This is a genomic window from Nostoc sp. CCY 9925 (assembly GCF_963920935.1).
Classification (GTDB): domain Bacteria; phylum Cyanobacteriota; class Cyanobacteriia; order Cyanobacteriales; family Nostocaceae; genus Nostoc.
The window spans coordinates 1-15,834 of record NZ_CAWUDO010000144.1 but is presented as its reverse complement, the minus strand read 5'-3'; the positions used below and the strand labels follow the sequence as shown (position 1 = coordinate 15,834).

The window sequence follows — 15,834 nt, the reverse complement described above, 5'->3', positions numbered from 1 at the left end:
TCTACGGTTAACTTTTCGTTACATAGTTATAAATTTCCCCGCCGACTTACTTACTTCCTTGAGAAAATCTATCTTTTGGCACAAGTAATTATCCTTGGTAATTGTAAAAAAAATAGTGTCTAGCTATCTAAAACCTCATTTTTTTTAATTAACATCTGAAAATTAAATAGTTAACAAAGTTGATATCATATTTTTAGCCTGATATCAGCTATAAATATAGATTTTGGCGAATTTTAAAAAATATATTTGTTCAAAATTATCTAAATAAAAATATTACTAAAATCTTATAAATCAAAATATATTTACTTCCTATGGAAAGGTTAATTTATTTACTAAGGTAGACGAAAAATATTCAAGTAAGAGCATAAGATTTTGATGAAATTGTTAATAAGCTTCGTAACTTGAGTTACTTGTTAGTGAGTCAATAAAGTATAGGCACTACGCAAACAGAAAGACAATACTTGTGATTCAAGTTTTATTTTTTAGGAGGTTTGTAATGCGAATTGCCCAAGTAGCCCCATTATTGGAGAGAGTACCGCCTCCCGCTTATGGTGGCATAGAGTTAGTAGTGGGGTTGCTAACTGATGAACTAGTGCGACGCGGACATGAAGTGACGTTATTCGCATCGGGAGATTCTATTAGTTTGGCAAAACTAATGTCCGTTCATCCCCATGCTCTGAGACTCGATCGCACCATCAAAGATTACAGCATTTACGAAATGCTGGAACTAGCTTCAGTGTATCAACGAGCAGCAGAGTTTGATATTATTCATTCCCATATGGGGTATGCAGCATTACCCTATGCCAATCTCGTCACAACCCCTACGGTTCATACGTTGCATGGTATTTTTACCCCTGATAACGAAAAGATGTTTAGTTTTGGTAAAAAACAACCATACGTTAGCATTTCTGATGCACAACGAGAACCAAGGTTAGGGCTAAACTATGTAGCAACGGTCTACAACGGAATTGATATCAACAATTATGAGTTTTACCCCCAACCAAAAAATCCGCCTTATTTAGCATTTTTAGGTCGAATATCCCCAGAGAAGGGAGTACACTTAGCCATAGAAATTGCTCAACAAGCTGGTTGGCCTTTGAAAATAGCAGGTAAGGTCGATGTTGTTGATGTTGAATATTTTGACACACAAATCAAACCACAGATTGATGGCAAGCAAATTCAATATTTAGGTGAAGCGAACCATGCTCAAAAAAATGCACTGATGGGAGGTGCAGTAGCAACTTTATTTCCCATCACTTGGCGAGAACCGTTTGGGTTAGTGATGGTTGAATCAATGGCTTCGGGTACGCCTGTGATTGCGATGAGATTGGGATCTACCCAAGAAGTAATTTCCCACGGTAAAACAGGTTTTCTGTGCGATGGTGTTCAAGAGTGTATTAGTGCTATTGGCAAAGTAACAGAGTTAGACCGCTATGCTTGCCGCCAATATGTACAAAACTGTTTCAGCATTGAAAACATGGTTGATGGCTATGAAGCAGTTTATCAACAAATCATGGGAGAAAAATTTGCTCACAATGGGCGCTACCGTAATTTGCTGAGTTTAGGTAGCGATCGCACTTAAAGAAAGGGAATAGGGAACAGGCAATAGGCAATAAAGAATTATTAAAATTAATTGCCTCTTGCCTCTTGCCTTCTACTTAATATGACTTTCTCTTTTTACTTGTAGACTGAGTTTTTCTTGACTCTATAGTAAACTCTGGAATTTCTTGGAGTTCAGTTTCACTTAAATTATACTGTTCGCAAACCAAGCTGAGGCGATCGCCAGAGGTTTTGACTGCGTTAACAGAATGGGTTAAATCTCCCTGAAAGTAAAGTAAAGTATTAATTTGCGGCTTAATTTGTCCAAGTTGACGCTTGTGCGATCGCAGTACTAATTCCCCTCCTTGCATATCAGCAGGTACTCGCACATAAAGCACACTCACAAGTATAGGTGGTTCAATAGTTTTGCAGTAAGAACGTAAGGAGCGATCGATGTGCGGATCGACACGAGAGCCTTCTTTTAACTGTAAAGGATTGAGGTAAAAAGCATTACAATTTGGCTCGAGAGCTAAATCTAAATAAGGTTTGAAGTAGGGAAACTGCTGTTCTACGGTTGCTAAGCCAGAACGCTGAAATACTATCGAAAATCCTTTTGTGGCAACAAAATCACGGTTGAGATTGTTGATAGAAAAATAAGAACAAGCTTGGATTTCTCCCCACAAATTATTTAAGTAATCACTAGGAAATGCGTTGGGTTGTTGCTGATAGTGTTTCACGGTAGATTTGGGCAAAATAATACTTTTTAACTGGACATAATAAAAATCAAGTTTCGCTACTCGTAAATTGAGCCATATAGCGGTGTGTCATACCAAAGCTGTAACGCAACTTAGTTTTGCAGGAAAAAAATAAATTCTGGAAGGAAAAGGGTAGCCATTTTGCTTGCTCTGGTAATCATAAGACTTCTTGCAGAAGTGGGGAAAAGGGTAAGGGGTAAAGGGGAAAGCGGCTCATAAAAACCCTTTTCCCTTTAACCTTTTCCCTTTCCCCCCTCTTGCAAAAGTTACTTTTGCAAGAGGTCTAATTACTAATTCATCAGGCGCAGAACTCAAATTTTGACCTGGTACTGTGGCGACATCATGCCCTGCCAAACGCAATAAACTTACAACACGAATATCGATATTTTCATCAAGCTTTAATTTCACGAATTTGCTTACTTTTTTTCAGTTAAAGGAATCTCTACAAATACATCCCGCGCCATTTCAGCGCCATAAGCAATACAAGCAAGCACATCCTCTCTTTCTATACTAGGATATGCTTCTAGAATCTCTTCAATAGTCGTTCCACTAGCTAAATAATCCAGAATTAGCGATACCCAAATACGATGCCCGCGAATACAAGGTTTACCAAAGCAGATATTTGGGTCTATAGAAATTCGAGAAAGCAAATTATTTGTACTCATTATGTATTTACCTGTAATAGCCTCCAAGTTTTATTCATTACAAAATTTGGTCAATCATGCGGTTGGCTTGGGAAGCATAACCACCACCAAATAAATTGAAGTGATTCAAAATGTGATAAAGATTATAAAGTGTTTTTCTTTGCTCATAACCTTTATCTAAAGGGAAGACTTCGTTATAACCCTTATAAAACGCTGCTGGGAAGCCACCAAACAATTCTGTCATGGCAATATCAACTTCGCGATCGCCAAAATAAGTTGCTGGATCGAATATCACCGGTTCTCCCGACACAGTACACCCAGCATTTCCACCCCATAAATCGCCATGTACCAAGGAAGGTTGCACTTGATGATTTGCTAACAATTCAGGAACTGCTGTTAATAACCGATCTTGTTGAGGAAAATTCCCCCCCCGCCGCCTTGCTAATTGAAATTGATAACCCAGGCGATGTTTAAGATAAAATTCCACCCAATCTGGAGTCCAAGTGTTGATTTGCGGTGTCGAACCAATAGTATTGTTAATTTTCCAACCAAAACCTTGACTCTTACTAGCTTTATGCATTTTTGCTAGGTGGCGTCCCATCTCTTCCCATGATTTGGAGTTACCGCTTCCCATTTCCAACCATTCAAGGACAATGTAAGCAGAATTACCAGCCACACCGCAACAAACAGGTTTGGGAACGCGAATACTAGCCGTTAGTAGCATTTCCTCTAACCCCAGTGCCTCAGCCTCAAACATTGCAAGTTGTGAGGCTTGGTTTAGCTTGACAAAATACGTTATTTCACCATTAGAGACAGCATAACCTTGATTGATGCATCCGCCACCAACCGATCGCCGTTGCTGACTTTGAAATTTTTGACCAGTTATTTGGGTAATATGCGTATCGATTTGAGTCCACATAATTATGGGGAGTAGAGAGTAGGGAGTAGGGAGTGGGGAGTGGAAGATGGGGGAATAAGGAAGTATTTGAACTCGATTAATGAGTCTTTGAAGTGGATAAACAAAATTTTAACTTTTCCTCATTTCTCTTATCTCCTTCATCTCTTGACTCCCCATTTCTCACTCCTTCCTCTCTAATTTACCCAACGATACTTTATGGTAATATCTATAACAACAATTAGTATTTTTTGATAAAAAATTGTTTAAGTTTTTCAACAAATTGTTACTTTTTAGATTATCACTTTTGGCACTCACTTGTCTAATTTTTGGACAAAGCCGTGTCCTCGCTGAAATTCAAGCTGATGGCACATTGGGTAGTGAATCATCAATCTTAATTCCAGGTGTTGAAGTTAAAGGGGCAATAGGAAATCGCATTGATGGTGGTGCAGTCAGAGGAGCAAATCTATTTCATAGCTTTGGCGAATTTAGCATTGGTGATGGGCAACGGGTTTACTTTTCCAGCCCCACAGGAATAGAGAATATCCTCACACGAGTTACAGGTAATAACCCCTCCAATATTTTGGGAACGCTGGGAGTTTTGGGTGATGCCAATCTGTTTTTCATTAACCCCAATGGTATTGTATTTGGAGCAAATGCACGGTTAGATGTTGCAGGTTCTTTTGTAGCGAGTACAGCTGATAGTTTGGTGTTTGGCAATAGCTTTGCGTTTAGTGCTAGTAATCCTCAAGCACCACCTCTGCTAACTATTAATCTCAACCCAGGCTTACAACTAGGAAACGAGGTAGGGACAATTACCAGTAGTGGAAATTTGGTAGTAGGGCAAAATCTCACATTATCAGCTTACAGTCTGGACTTGCAGGGAAGCTTGCAAGCGGGACAAGATTTAATGCTGAACGCACTGGATAAAATTCAGGTGCGTGATGCTACAGCTAATCCTTTTATTGCGACAGCAGGAAAAACATTACTCATTCAAGGCAATGAAGGCGTAGATATTTTTGCTCTCGATCATTCTGACAGTGGCTTCTTTTCAGGTGGGGATATGATACTTCGTTCCAGCACCCAAGTAAGCGGAGATGCTCATTACTGGAGTGGCGGGAATTTTCGTATTGAGGAGTTGGATGGCAATCTTGGTAATTTGTTTAGTCCTTATGGCCCCATAATTAGGGCGAATGGTGATGTTTCTGTTGCTAGCTTTACTGGAGCATCTTTACACATTTTCGCTGGGGGTAAGGTGGAAATTCCAGGTAACATCACAGTTTTCCGTCCAGATAACCTAGCTAATGCGATCGCCGAAACTATTACCTTATCTGATGGTAGTACCCTTAATATTAATGGCAGTGCTGAACCAATCCTTGACATTCGAGCAGGAATTAACTGGCAAACTTTACCACAAAATAGCACTATTGGACAGCTTTTTGTTGCACCCACTTTTAACAATTCTACAAGTGCCGACATTAATATTGGCAGTATCCAGGTTTTTGATTTTTTAGAGGAAGATGGCGGTAAGATTTTCTTAACGAATAAGTATCAACCTAATACCTCTCTGACCGGAAATATTATAGTTGACCGGATAGATGTAACAGATTATTTACAAGGTGGCTCCTTACTCGTCAACTCTCGCGGCAATATATCCCTCAATACAGTAGATGTGTCTGCACTCGGACAAGGTAATGCTGGTAACATAACTCTCATTGCAGATAGAGACATCCGCTCTAATTTTCTCGCTTCTGAGGGCTGGTTGGGTGGCAACATCACACTCAAAAGTGACGGTAACATATCGCTATCTGGTGGTAGCATTTTCAGTAATAGCTTGGCTAACACTGACACTAATTCACCATTGACTGGAGGAAATATTGATATTAGAGCCGATTCCCTGTTCTTAACTGATAACGCAGATATCACGATCGCCAATGATAATTTAGCTAATGGTGGCAATTTAAAAATCACTGCCAATAGAATTTTCCTAGATAATGGACAGAGTAATGGATCTGCTGGGGGAATAATTAGTCAGGTTGCACCGGGAGCGATGGGTAAGGGCGGTGATATCCAAGTGACTACAGATACACTCTCGGCTGAAAATGGTTCTCAGGTAATTGCTATTACTTCTGGCTTTGGGAGAGCAGGAGATGTAACAATCCAAGCCAGCGATCGCATTTTATTTAGTGGCTTTAGTACCAATAATACCCCTAGTGGTGCAGCTAGTTTCTCTGTAGCTACAGGCGCTGGAGGCAATGTTAATATTTCCACGCGAACCCTCTCTATTCTAAATACAGCCCAAGTCAGAACCGGCGCTTTTGCCCAAGGAAATAGCGGTAATGTGAAGATTAACGCTACTGATGCCATTTTTCTCGATGGCGATCAAAGTGCGGTGGTTAGTGTTGTATTCTCTGATGCCACAGCAGAAGGTGGAGATATCAATCTAACTACCGGGAAATTGGCGATTCTAAATGGTGCTGCCATCAATAGCGCCACCATAGGTATGGGAAATGCAGGTAATATCCAAATCAACGCCGATAGTATTACTGTAGATGGAGCTAGTCCTTTTACTGGTTTTGGCAGTGAAATTAGTGCTGTAACTGATAACAACGCTCAAGGCAATGCTGGCAACATTAACATTATTAGCCGCAGCCTCGCTTTAACTAATAGCGGACAAATCACCGCTAGTACTAATGCCAAAGGTAAAGCTGGTAATATAACAATTACTACCACAGAGTCCGTTTTAATTGATGGAATTAATCCACTTCAACCAATATTTCCTAGTGGTATCCTCAGTCTAGTCAGAGCAAACGGTGAAGGTGAGGGTGGTAACATTGAGATCCGCACAGGTAAGCTTTCATTAACCAACGGTGGTTTTTTGGATGCCAGTACTTTTGGGCGAGGAAACGCAGGTAATATAACGATTACAGCTAATGATGCAGTTATATTGAACTCAGGTAATAACAGTAATTTAGTAAGTGATATATCTAGTAAAGTTTTATCAGGAGCAATAGGTAATAGCGGTGATATTAGCATCTTTGCCAAGACACTTCTCCTCAGCAATGGGTCTCAAATTGCTGCCGACACATTTGGACGGGGAAATTCAGGTGATATCACAATTAATACTATTGATTCAGTAATATTGGATGCTGGTAGCCGTACAACAAATCTCACAGGTATATTTACCACTGTGGGAAATGGCGGATTTGGTAGTGGCGGCGGTATTGCGATCGCTACTGAAAATTTGGTTATTACTAATAATAATGCTCAAGTAAATGCCGCAACTTTTGGACAGGGCAAAGCAGGTAATATTGAAGTCACTGCAAATACCCTACAATTTACCAATAGTGGAAAGCTACTCACAACAACGGGAAGCAGTGACGATGCTGGAGATATCAACTTGAAGATATTAGAACTGGTATATTTAGCAGGCGATCGCAGCGGAATTTTTGCCAATACGAATTCTAACTCTACTGGCAACAGTGGTAACATTTTCATCGACCCCAAGGTGATGATGATTCGTGATGGGGCTAAAATTGCTGTTGATAATCAAGGTACTGGTATCGGCGGTACTATTAATATCCAAGCCGGAAAATTAACCCTCGATAACCAAGCTGTCATTTCTGCGGAAACAGCGAGTAATACTGGCGGTGATATTCAACTCCAACTAACAGACCTGTTGCTATTAAGGCGTAACAGCACCATCTCAACAACTGCGGGAACTACCCAAGCAGGTGGTAATGGAGGTAACATCTCTATCAAATCTCCATTTATTGTTGCTGTGGCTTCAGAAAATAACGATATTACCGCCAATGCTTTTAGTGGCAATGGTGGCAGAGTTGATATTACTACTCAAAGAATCTTTGGACTAACACCACGTAGTCGTTCGGATCTAGAGAGACTATTGGCGACTAATGACCCCGATAGACTAAATCCGCGATCGCTCCCTACAAGTGACATCACTGCCATTTCCCAAGCCAATCCCTCATTCAGCGAACAGGTAGTTATTAATACAGCAGATGTAGACCCCAGTAACGGACTCGTGAATTTGCCCACCAATTTAGTAGATGCTTCCCAACTCATCGCCCAAACCTGTAGAACTAGTCCAGAAGCAACAGCTAATCAACAAAGTGAATTTATAGTCACTGGACGTGGAGGTTTGCCACCTAACCCCATTGAGCCACTTAGCAGTGATGCCATCTGGGAAGATTTACAACTCCATGCTTTGCTCAATGAAAAGGTAAGTGACTCCCAAGAAGAGGTAAATTTGGTTTCAGAAACACCGAATGCGATCGCTGAAGCTCAAGGATGGGTAACTAACCCTGATGGTACTATTACCCTTGTAGCTCAAGCTCCCAATACTACCCCTCACAGTTCCTCACTCACACCTGTTAGCTGTCCGGTTGCCCAAAATTAAGGGACTTCGAGTAAAAAAATATCTTATCGCTTTAGGGCAGGGGGCAGGGGGCAGGGAGCAGGGAGCAGGGGGAGGGAAAGTCGTAGTCGAATCCAGAAATTAGACCTCTTGCAAAAGTCCCTAACACCCCACCCCCAACCCCTCCCCTTGCTAAGGGGAGGGGAGACAAAGCGTAGCTTTGGCGGGGTGGGGTTCTTATTTTCGATTTATGCAAGAGGTATATTGGATAATTTTTTTTGGAGTTCTCTAATCTTGGACTTTCAGATGGCAAAAAAACAGCCGAGATTTTGGCGTCAAGCTCTAGCTTTTGTGCTTTGTATGCTGTTAGGGGTAAGTCTGACTTTAACGCTGGAATTGAGGCAAGTTATAGCTTCTTCAGTTCAACCTCTAGTTAGCAAAGAGAAAATTGCACAAGAATCAAACTTAATTCAACAAGGTAGAGAACTTTACCAAGCACAACGATATGCTGAAGCGATAAATATTTGGCAGTTAGCACTCAAAGCAGAAAATAATCCATCGTCTAAAGCTATGGTGCTAAATTATCTTTCCTTAGCTTATCAGCAGTTGGGAAACTGGCAGCAAGCAACACAGACAATTAGCTCTAGCTTGAATTTAATCCAAAACTCACAACAGGCAACACCACAAACAAAACTCATCTTTGCCCAAGCACTCAACACCCAAGGAAGTTTGCAATTAGCTGAAGGTAAAACAGAACAAGCTCTCAATACTTGGCAACAAGCAACTACTATCTACACCGCAGCAGGCTATACACAAGGCAGAATTGGCAGTTTAATTAATCAAGCTCAAGCCCAACAAGCTCTGGGGCTTTATCTCCAAGCTCGTAAAACCCTTGCAGAAGTAGAACAAACATTAGAAAATCAACCAGACGAACAGTTAAAAACTACAGGACTGCGTAGCTTAGGCAACGTTCTCAAATCAGTGGGCGCTTTCGCTGATTCTCGCAGAATTTTGCAACAAAGTTTGGAGTTGTCACAAAACGCGAGTAAATCACAACCAGAATTGAGCGCCACCTTACTCAGCCTGGGTAACACAGCTTATGCCCAAGGCGATACAGATGCAGCATTGGCATACTACGAACAGGCTGCAAATATTGTCTCTGCAAACAGCATGACGCAGATTCAAGCTCAAATCAATCAACTTCAACTATTAATAGCAACTGGACAAACGAAAAAAGCCGAAAATCTTTCGGTAGAACTCCAACCAAAGTTTAGTAATCTATCTCCTAGTCGCTCAACAATTTACTCTCGCATCAACTTTGCGAAAAGTTTGGTGAAACTGGGAACTAAAGAAAACGCTACATCTGCTAAACTACTGGCGATCGCAATTCAAGAAGCTGAAAATTTAAGCGATCGACAAGCACAGTCTTATGCTTTGGGTTATCTAGGTGGACTCTACGAACAAACTCAGCAATGGTCAAATGCTCAAGATTTAACCCAACAGGCTTTACAAATAGCTCAAGCCATTAATGCTCCACATATTGCCTATCAATGGCAATGGCAATTAGGACGAATTTTAAAAGCCCAAGGTGAAATCAAGCAAGCAACATCAGCTTATGAAGTCGCCTTTACAACATTAAAATCTCTGCGTGGCGATTTGGTGGCGATTAACAGTGACATTCAATTTTCCTTTCGTGAAGCTGTAGAGCCTGTATATCGTGAATATGTACAATTACTTTTAAATCCAGAATCTAGTCAGGAACAGCTAATACAAGCCCGTCAGGTAATTGAATCTCTACAACTGGCAGAACTTGACAACTTTTTTCGTTCAGCTTGCCTACAAGGACAGATAGTACAAATTGAGCAAATTCAACAGTCGGCAGCAACAGTAATTTATCCCATCATTCTCCCAGACCGACTAGAAGTAATTCTGAGTTTACCTGAGCAGGGACTACGCCACTATGCCACGAAAATAAGTCAACCTGAAGTAGAAGAAGTCATAGAGCAACTTAGAGAAAATTTAGAAAAACCCTTTACAACTCCTGAGGGGAAATTATTATCTGCAAAAGTTTACGACTGGTTAATTCGCCCTGTGGAAGCAGAACTGGCTCAAAGTCAGGTGAAAACATTGGTTTTCATCTTAGATGGTGCTTTGCGGAATGTACCAATAGCTGCTTTATATGATGGTAATAATTATTTGGTAGAAAAATACAGTATTGCACTTACGCCTGGGTTAGAGCTACTAGGGCCGCGTCCTTTGCGCCAAAGCAAGCTAAAAACTTTGGCTGCTGGACTGACAGAAGCACGACATGGGTTTAGTTCCTTACCAAATGTCAGCGACGAATTAAAAACAATCGAGTCGGAAGTTCCTAGCGAAGTTCTGCTGAATCAGACATTTACTAGTGCAGCATTACGAAAACAGATTGACTCAGTACCTTTTTCTGTGGTGCATCTGGCAACTCATGGTCAATTTAGTTCCAATGCTGATGAAACCTTTGTGCTGGCTTGGGATAAACCAATTAAAATCAACGAATTGAAAGATTTGCTTCGCAGCAGAGAGCAAACTACACCTGAGCCAATTGAATTACTCGTTCTCAGTGCTTGCGAAACTGCCGAGGGAGACAAACGCGCCGCTTTAGGACTGGCTGGCGTAGCAATTCAAGCAGGCGCACGCAGTACTTTAGCTTCCCTTTGGAGTTTAGATGACGAATCGGGGGCGCGTCTAGTTGGTCAATTTTATAAAGAGCTAGCAACTAAGCAAGTGACAAAGGCAGAAGCACTGCGGCAAGCCCAACTGTCTCTGTTAAAAGACCCAGATTATCGCCATCCCGTGCATTGGGCGGCTTACGTTTTGCTGGGAAATTGGCTGTAGTAAAATAATTTACTTTGTTAACCAAAGTGCTTGCCTTGTTAACCAACGCTCGCACATATTGTCTGTTAGCTCAAAATTGCAGCATTGCCCCTATAAATTTCTGTACCTCATTTGCTTGGGAACCGCTATAAACTCCAGTAAATGGGTTGCTAAAAAATTTTTCTGGCTTTTTTTTAATTTGAGTGCATAAACCTCAAAAGTGCAACGTGTAACTCAGCAAGAAGTTCAAAGGCTAACACCAGACTTCTTTACACACTGACTCAACAAAAGGTTTATAGGACTTATGGAAACTTATACTGGCAACAACGATAATAACACCTTCTTTGGACTTAATGGTGAACCTTGGATACTCAACGGACTAGGCGGTGATGACTACCTAGCTGGTGCAGATCGAGATGACACCATTAATGGTGGAACTGGGAACGACAATTTGCTTGGTGCTGCTGGTAACGACATAATTTATGGCGATGATGGAAATGATAACTTGTATGGCGGTGCTGGAAATGACAACTTGTATGGCGGTACCGGAAATAACAACCTGTATGGTAATGACGGCGATGACACGTTAAATAATATATTTGGTTCAGTAGATGGTGGTGCAGGTGTTGACACACTAGTAGCTAACTACAGCCAGTTGAATAATGGTGCTGGTATAGATGTAGGATACAACCAGCAAAGTGCGATCTTCGCTCGCCTAACTGGTACTGGCGTACTTGGTTATAGTAACATTGAAAAATTTAATATCACAGGCACACAATACACAGATGTCCTGCGTGGTGGTGTTAACAGCGATAGTCTGTTTGGTGGTGCTGGTAACGATCAAATTGAAGGTCGTGCTGGCTATGATTATCTTTATGGTGAGGCTGGTGATGATACTGTAATCGATACAGATGGTTCTGTAGATGGTGGCGCAGGTGTTGACACGCTAGTAGCCGACTACAGTCAGTTGAATAATGGTGCTGGTATAGATGTAGGATATTTAGGGCAAAATGTCATCTTCAGTCGCCTCACTGGGACTGGCGTACTTGGTTATAGCAACATTGAAAAATTTAATATCACGGGCACACAATACGCAGATGTCCTGCGTGGTGGTGCTAACAGCGATAGTCTGTTTGGTGGTGCTGCTAACGATCGAATTGAGGGTGGTGCTGGCTATGATTATCTTTATGGTGAGGCTGGTGATGATACTGTAATCGATACAGATGGTTCTGTAGATGGTGGCGCAGGTGTTGACACGCTAGTAGCCGACTACAGTCAGTTGAATAATGGTGCTGGTATAGATGTAGGATATTTAGGGCAAAATGTCATCTTCAGTCGCCTCACTGGGACTGGCGTACTTGGTTATAGCAACATTGAAAAATTTAATATCACAGGCACACAATACACAGATGTTCTGCGTGGTGGTACTGACAGCGATAGCCTGTTTGGTGGTGCTGGTAACGATCAAATTGAAGGTCGTACTGGCTATGATTATCTTTATGGTGAGGCTGGTGATGATACTTTTATTGATTCAGATGGTTCTGTAGATGGTGGTACTGGCGCTGATATGCTAATAGCCGACTACACTGATTTGAATAATGGTGCTGGTGTAGACGTTAGAGAAAATGGCATCTTCAGCCGCCTGAATAATAATGCACTACTCAGTCACACAGGTATTGAAAAATTTGATATCACAGGCACACAATATGCAGATATCCTGCGTGGTGGTGCTGGTAATGATGCCCTCAGAGGCGGTGCTGGCAATGATACACTCAATGGCGATGCTGGCAATGATACCCTCAAAGGGGGTATTGGCAATGATATCCTCAACGGCGGTAGCGGCTATGATACCGTTAACTATGAAGGAAATTATACAGACTATACAATCTCTTTCTTGAACAATGGCGATTTACAGGTTATTGATAATGTCACTACCAACGGTAACGAAGGTATCGACATCCTCACTGGCGTAGAATTCATTACTGCACAAGGCGGAAATTTTGCAGTACTCACGGGTGGTGCAGGCAATGATGTGCTAGTAGCATCGAACTACTGGACTTTCATGTTCGGTGGTGACGGGGCCGATAGCCTAACTGGTGGAACTGGCTATGATAACCTCGTCGGCGCTGCTGGTAATGATGTCCTCAACGGCGGTGCTGGCAATGATGTCCTCAACGGCGGTGCTGGCAATGATGTCCTCACTGGTGGTATTGGCGCAGATAAATTTGTGTTTAACTCGAAGCTAGAAGGCTTGGACATCATCAAAGACTTCAATAGGGTTGAAGGTGACAAAATTCAGATTTCTAAAACTGGTTTCGGTGGTATCACTAACTTCAGCAATTTCAGCTACAACGATACTACTGGTGCTTTGTTATTTGGAGGGACTCAATTCGCCACCATTGAGAATAAACCTGCTGGTTTTGCAATTAGTACAGATATGCAACTTATTTAATGTAAATTACACGAATCTCTTCCTGCCTTAAACTAATTTTCAACTCTGTCCCTCTCCGATTAGGAGAGGGACACTTTTACGTAGTAAAACGAGGAAGAAGTCTTTTTCTTGGGCTAGTTGACGGAGACTATATAAACCGTCGAATTCACGTTTGTTTAAAATTCTTTAGAGATTAGTCTGATAAGTTCATGATATCAACTACTAGCCCTTCACAGCGGTGAAGGGCTGGTTTTTACATCAGCAAATCAAGCGAGCTTTTTCGTCATAAATACACTATTTGGGTGATCAATGTATTCACTGAAGGGGCCTCGGTACTCAAACCCATAGCGTGTGTACAAGGCTTCTGCTGGGGCGAACTCAGGAAAAGCCCCTGTTTCCAAATTTAGGCAATCGTAAGCACGCCGTTGGGCTTCTTTGATAATGTGTTCAAGAATCTTGGAGGCGACACCCCTACAGCGGTGAGGCTTGGCAGTATGCATTGATTTGACTTCACCACTTCTTGAATCTAGTTCTTTGAGTGCCCCACATCCAAGTAAGGGATTTCCAGGAAATAAATTATCCAATCTTGTGGAGTGGGCATCTTGCCATACGTGTCAACTTAACGTAAAACCCTTGCTCTGATTAACTTCTATCATTTCTTTCTTTTCTTCCTTTGTGTCCTTAGCGTGCTTTGCAGTTCGTTATCACTCCATCTTTGACACAATGCAGAGAAAAAAGTCTGTAGAAGCCAAGTCTGATAAGCATTTCAAAATTTCTCGAGCTACCACCTAGATGTTTGATCCCCCCTAACCCCCCTTAAAAAGGGGGGAACTAGAATCTTGTGCCCCCTTTTTAAGGGGGTTGGGGGATCTAAAACGAGGCAAAATTGCGCGTTTGAGCTTAAGTTGACACGTATGGCGAGACGCCTACCCCACAAGAAGTAGTTGAATATTTTTTTATTTGGAAGTTCCTAATTCATCGCCCTCCCAAGCCGAAAAGAAACTAATATCGGGCGATCGCAATGCCTCTAAATCAAGAGCATGAACACTCTCAGGCGGTGTAATCTCGTTCATATTTTCGAGATGTTCCCTGAGAAGTTCAGCGATCTTGTTACCTGTTAGGTCATCTTCGCGAATATGCAATCAACTCATCTCCATAATTTGCTACGAAATTCCATTCTATTTACAGAGTACAAGGGGATTAGGGGGCTAGGAAGGCAGGAGAAAAATAACTCCTAACTCTTGTATAGACAAGGGTTAATCGCGTCTTTACTCCTCACTCAACAGTCAACATTCTCAATGCCCAAAAAAATTTTTTCACTTCGTTCTAATTTGAGTGCATAAACCTCAAAACTCAAACGTGTAACTCTGTGGAGGGTGAAGTAAAGAACGCCAACCAACAAACTGGAGGTTGCCGTAATTGAAACTACTTTAAATACTCTTCACAGAAGTTGAAGCTAGGTAGTTATTATTTCTACCCAATGCAGATTTGTGCAGTGGTAGTAAATCATCAGCAGGATGAAAGATTTACTCTGCTAATTTTGCCTAGCTAAACGGCAAGTCAACTTATGAACAATTCTACCGTTAACTACTCAAAAAAAGAACGTAAACCATGACTACTAATTACAATTCTAAGTCTGCTTTTTTGTCTCACAAATCTACTCGTAAAGAGAAAATTATGTCCCGCAAATCATTAGGTTTTATTGCAACGTTCATCAGTTTCAGTGTGCCAGTATTTTCATTGAATTTTGCTCAACCTGCAATGGCACAAGATAAGGTTAGTTGCTTAGATATTGAAGGTATAGGTGTATGTATTGAAGAAAAAAGTGCTGGTTACGACTTTTATGCTAAGTTTGGGCCACTCACCAGTCAGAAACAATATATTGGTCGTGATGGTGGTTGTGCAACTTTTGGTACTATTGATGTTGCCGGGTCTCACGCTCAAGTTAAAGGTTGTGTTAAAGGAAGTCCCCTAAGATTTGAAGGTAGAGCAGAAGTATGTGGATTTGGAAGTTGCAAGGGTAAAAATTTTGGTATCAATTTACCCAATTCTAAGTCAGGCAACACTGCTTCTCAACCAGTCCAAAATCCCAATGCTTTAGGTCAATACCAACTGTTCTGGGATGGAGTGCAAGTTGGCTTTGAACCGAGTTGGACATTGCAACAAGCGATCGCGAATTTAGAAGATAATAAGAAAGCCTATCCCAACAAGAAAGTTGAAGGTTTATTCAACGGTCAAAAAGTCGGCTACGAATTAATCTGGGATGGAGTACGAGTCGGCTTTGAACCCGGTTGGACATTGCAACAAGCGATCGCGAATTTAGAAGATAATAAGAAAGCCTATCC

At 41.4% G+C, this 15,834-nt stretch carries 10 protein-coding genes and 1 pseudogene; 5 read left to right on the top strand and 6 right to left on the bottom strand.

Annotated features, from left to right (window positions below; translation table 11 throughout):
• The first annotated feature begins 496 nt into the window (after positions 1-496).
• Positions 497-1,582, top strand: coding sequence for a glycosyltransferase family 4 protein (locus tag ACM0OY_RS36375; protein WP_414573591.1), 1,086 nt, complete (start codon positions 497-499; stop codon positions 1,580-1,582).
• A 76-nt stretch (positions 1,583-1,658) separates the two neighbouring features.
• Here the strand turns inward: ACM0OY_RS36375 and ACM0OY_RS36370 are convergent, their stop codons facing one another.
• The 4 genes and pseudogenes from ACM0OY_RS36370 to ACM0OY_RS36355 form a co-directional block, all read right to left on the bottom strand.
• Complete coding sequence (locus tag ACM0OY_RS36370; protein WP_414573590.1) at positions 1,659-2,276, bottom strand: 2OG-Fe(II) oxygenase; 618 nt, start codon at positions 2,274-2,276, stop codon at positions 1,659-1,661.
• 303 nt (positions 2,277-2,579) lie between these two features.
• A pseudogene (locus ACM0OY_RS36365) lies at positions 2,580-2,702 on the bottom strand (DUF5615 family PIN-like protein); the annotation flags it as partial.
• A gap of 8 nt (positions 2,703-2,710) precedes the next feature.
• Positions 2,711-2,959, bottom strand: a complete 249-nt coding sequence (locus ACM0OY_RS36360) for a DUF433 domain-containing protein (protein WP_414573589.1) — start codon at positions 2,957-2,959, stop codon at positions 2,711-2,713.
• A 37-nt stretch (positions 2,960-2,996) separates the two neighbouring features.
• Positions 2,997-3,857, bottom strand: a complete 861-nt coding sequence (locus tag ACM0OY_RS36355; protein ID WP_414573588.1) for a fructosamine kinase family protein — start codon at positions 3,855-3,857, stop codon at positions 2,997-2,999.
• A 283-nt stretch (positions 3,858-4,140) separates the two neighbouring features.
• Between ACM0OY_RS36355 and ACM0OY_RS36350 the strand changes: the two genes are divergently transcribed.
• The 3 genes from ACM0OY_RS36350 to ACM0OY_RS36340 all read left to right on the top strand — a co-directional run bounded on the left by ACM0OY_RS36350 (position 4,141) and on the right by ACM0OY_RS36340 (position 13,510).
• Positions 4,141-8,250 carry a filamentous hemagglutinin N-terminal domain-containing protein gene (locus tag ACM0OY_RS36350; RefSeq protein WP_414573587.1) on the top strand — a complete coding sequence of 1,370 codons (4,110 nt, stop codon included), beginning with the start codon at positions 4,141-4,143 and terminating at the stop codon, positions 8,248-8,250.
• A 264-nt stretch (positions 8,251-8,514) separates the two neighbouring features.
• Positions 8,515-11,079 carry a CHAT domain-containing protein gene (locus ACM0OY_RS36345; protein WP_414573586.1) on the top strand — a complete coding sequence of 855 codons (2,565 nt, stop codon included), beginning with the start codon at positions 8,515-8,517 and terminating at the stop codon, positions 11,077-11,079.
• 283 nt (positions 11,080-11,362) lie between these two features.
• A complete protein-coding gene (locus ACM0OY_RS36340) occupies positions 11,363-13,510 on the top strand; it encodes a calcium-binding protein (RefSeq protein WP_414573585.1) in 2,148 nt (715 codons plus the stop codon).
• Between the two features lie 245 nt (positions 13,511-13,755).
• Here ACM0OY_RS36340 and ACM0OY_RS36335 read toward each other — a convergent pair whose 3' ends face one another.
• Both ACM0OY_RS36335 and ACM0OY_RS36330 read right to left on the bottom strand, forming a co-directional pair.
• Positions 13,756-14,073, bottom strand: coding sequence for a GNAT family N-acetyltransferase (locus ACM0OY_RS36335; RefSeq protein WP_414573584.1), 318 nt, complete (start codon positions 14,071-14,073; stop codon positions 13,756-13,758).
• 372 nt (positions 14,074-14,445) lie between these two features.
• A complete protein-coding gene (locus tag ACM0OY_RS36330) occupies positions 14,446-14,631 on the bottom strand; it encodes a hypothetical protein (RefSeq protein ID WP_414573583.1) in 186 nt (61 codons plus the stop codon).
• Between the two features lie 535 nt (positions 14,632-15,166).
• Between ACM0OY_RS36330 and ACM0OY_RS36325 the strand changes: the two genes are divergently transcribed.
• Positions 15,167-15,834, top strand: a 668-nt coding sequence (locus ACM0OY_RS36325; RefSeq protein WP_414573582.1) for a hypothetical protein, incomplete at its 3' end; no start/stop codon positions are given.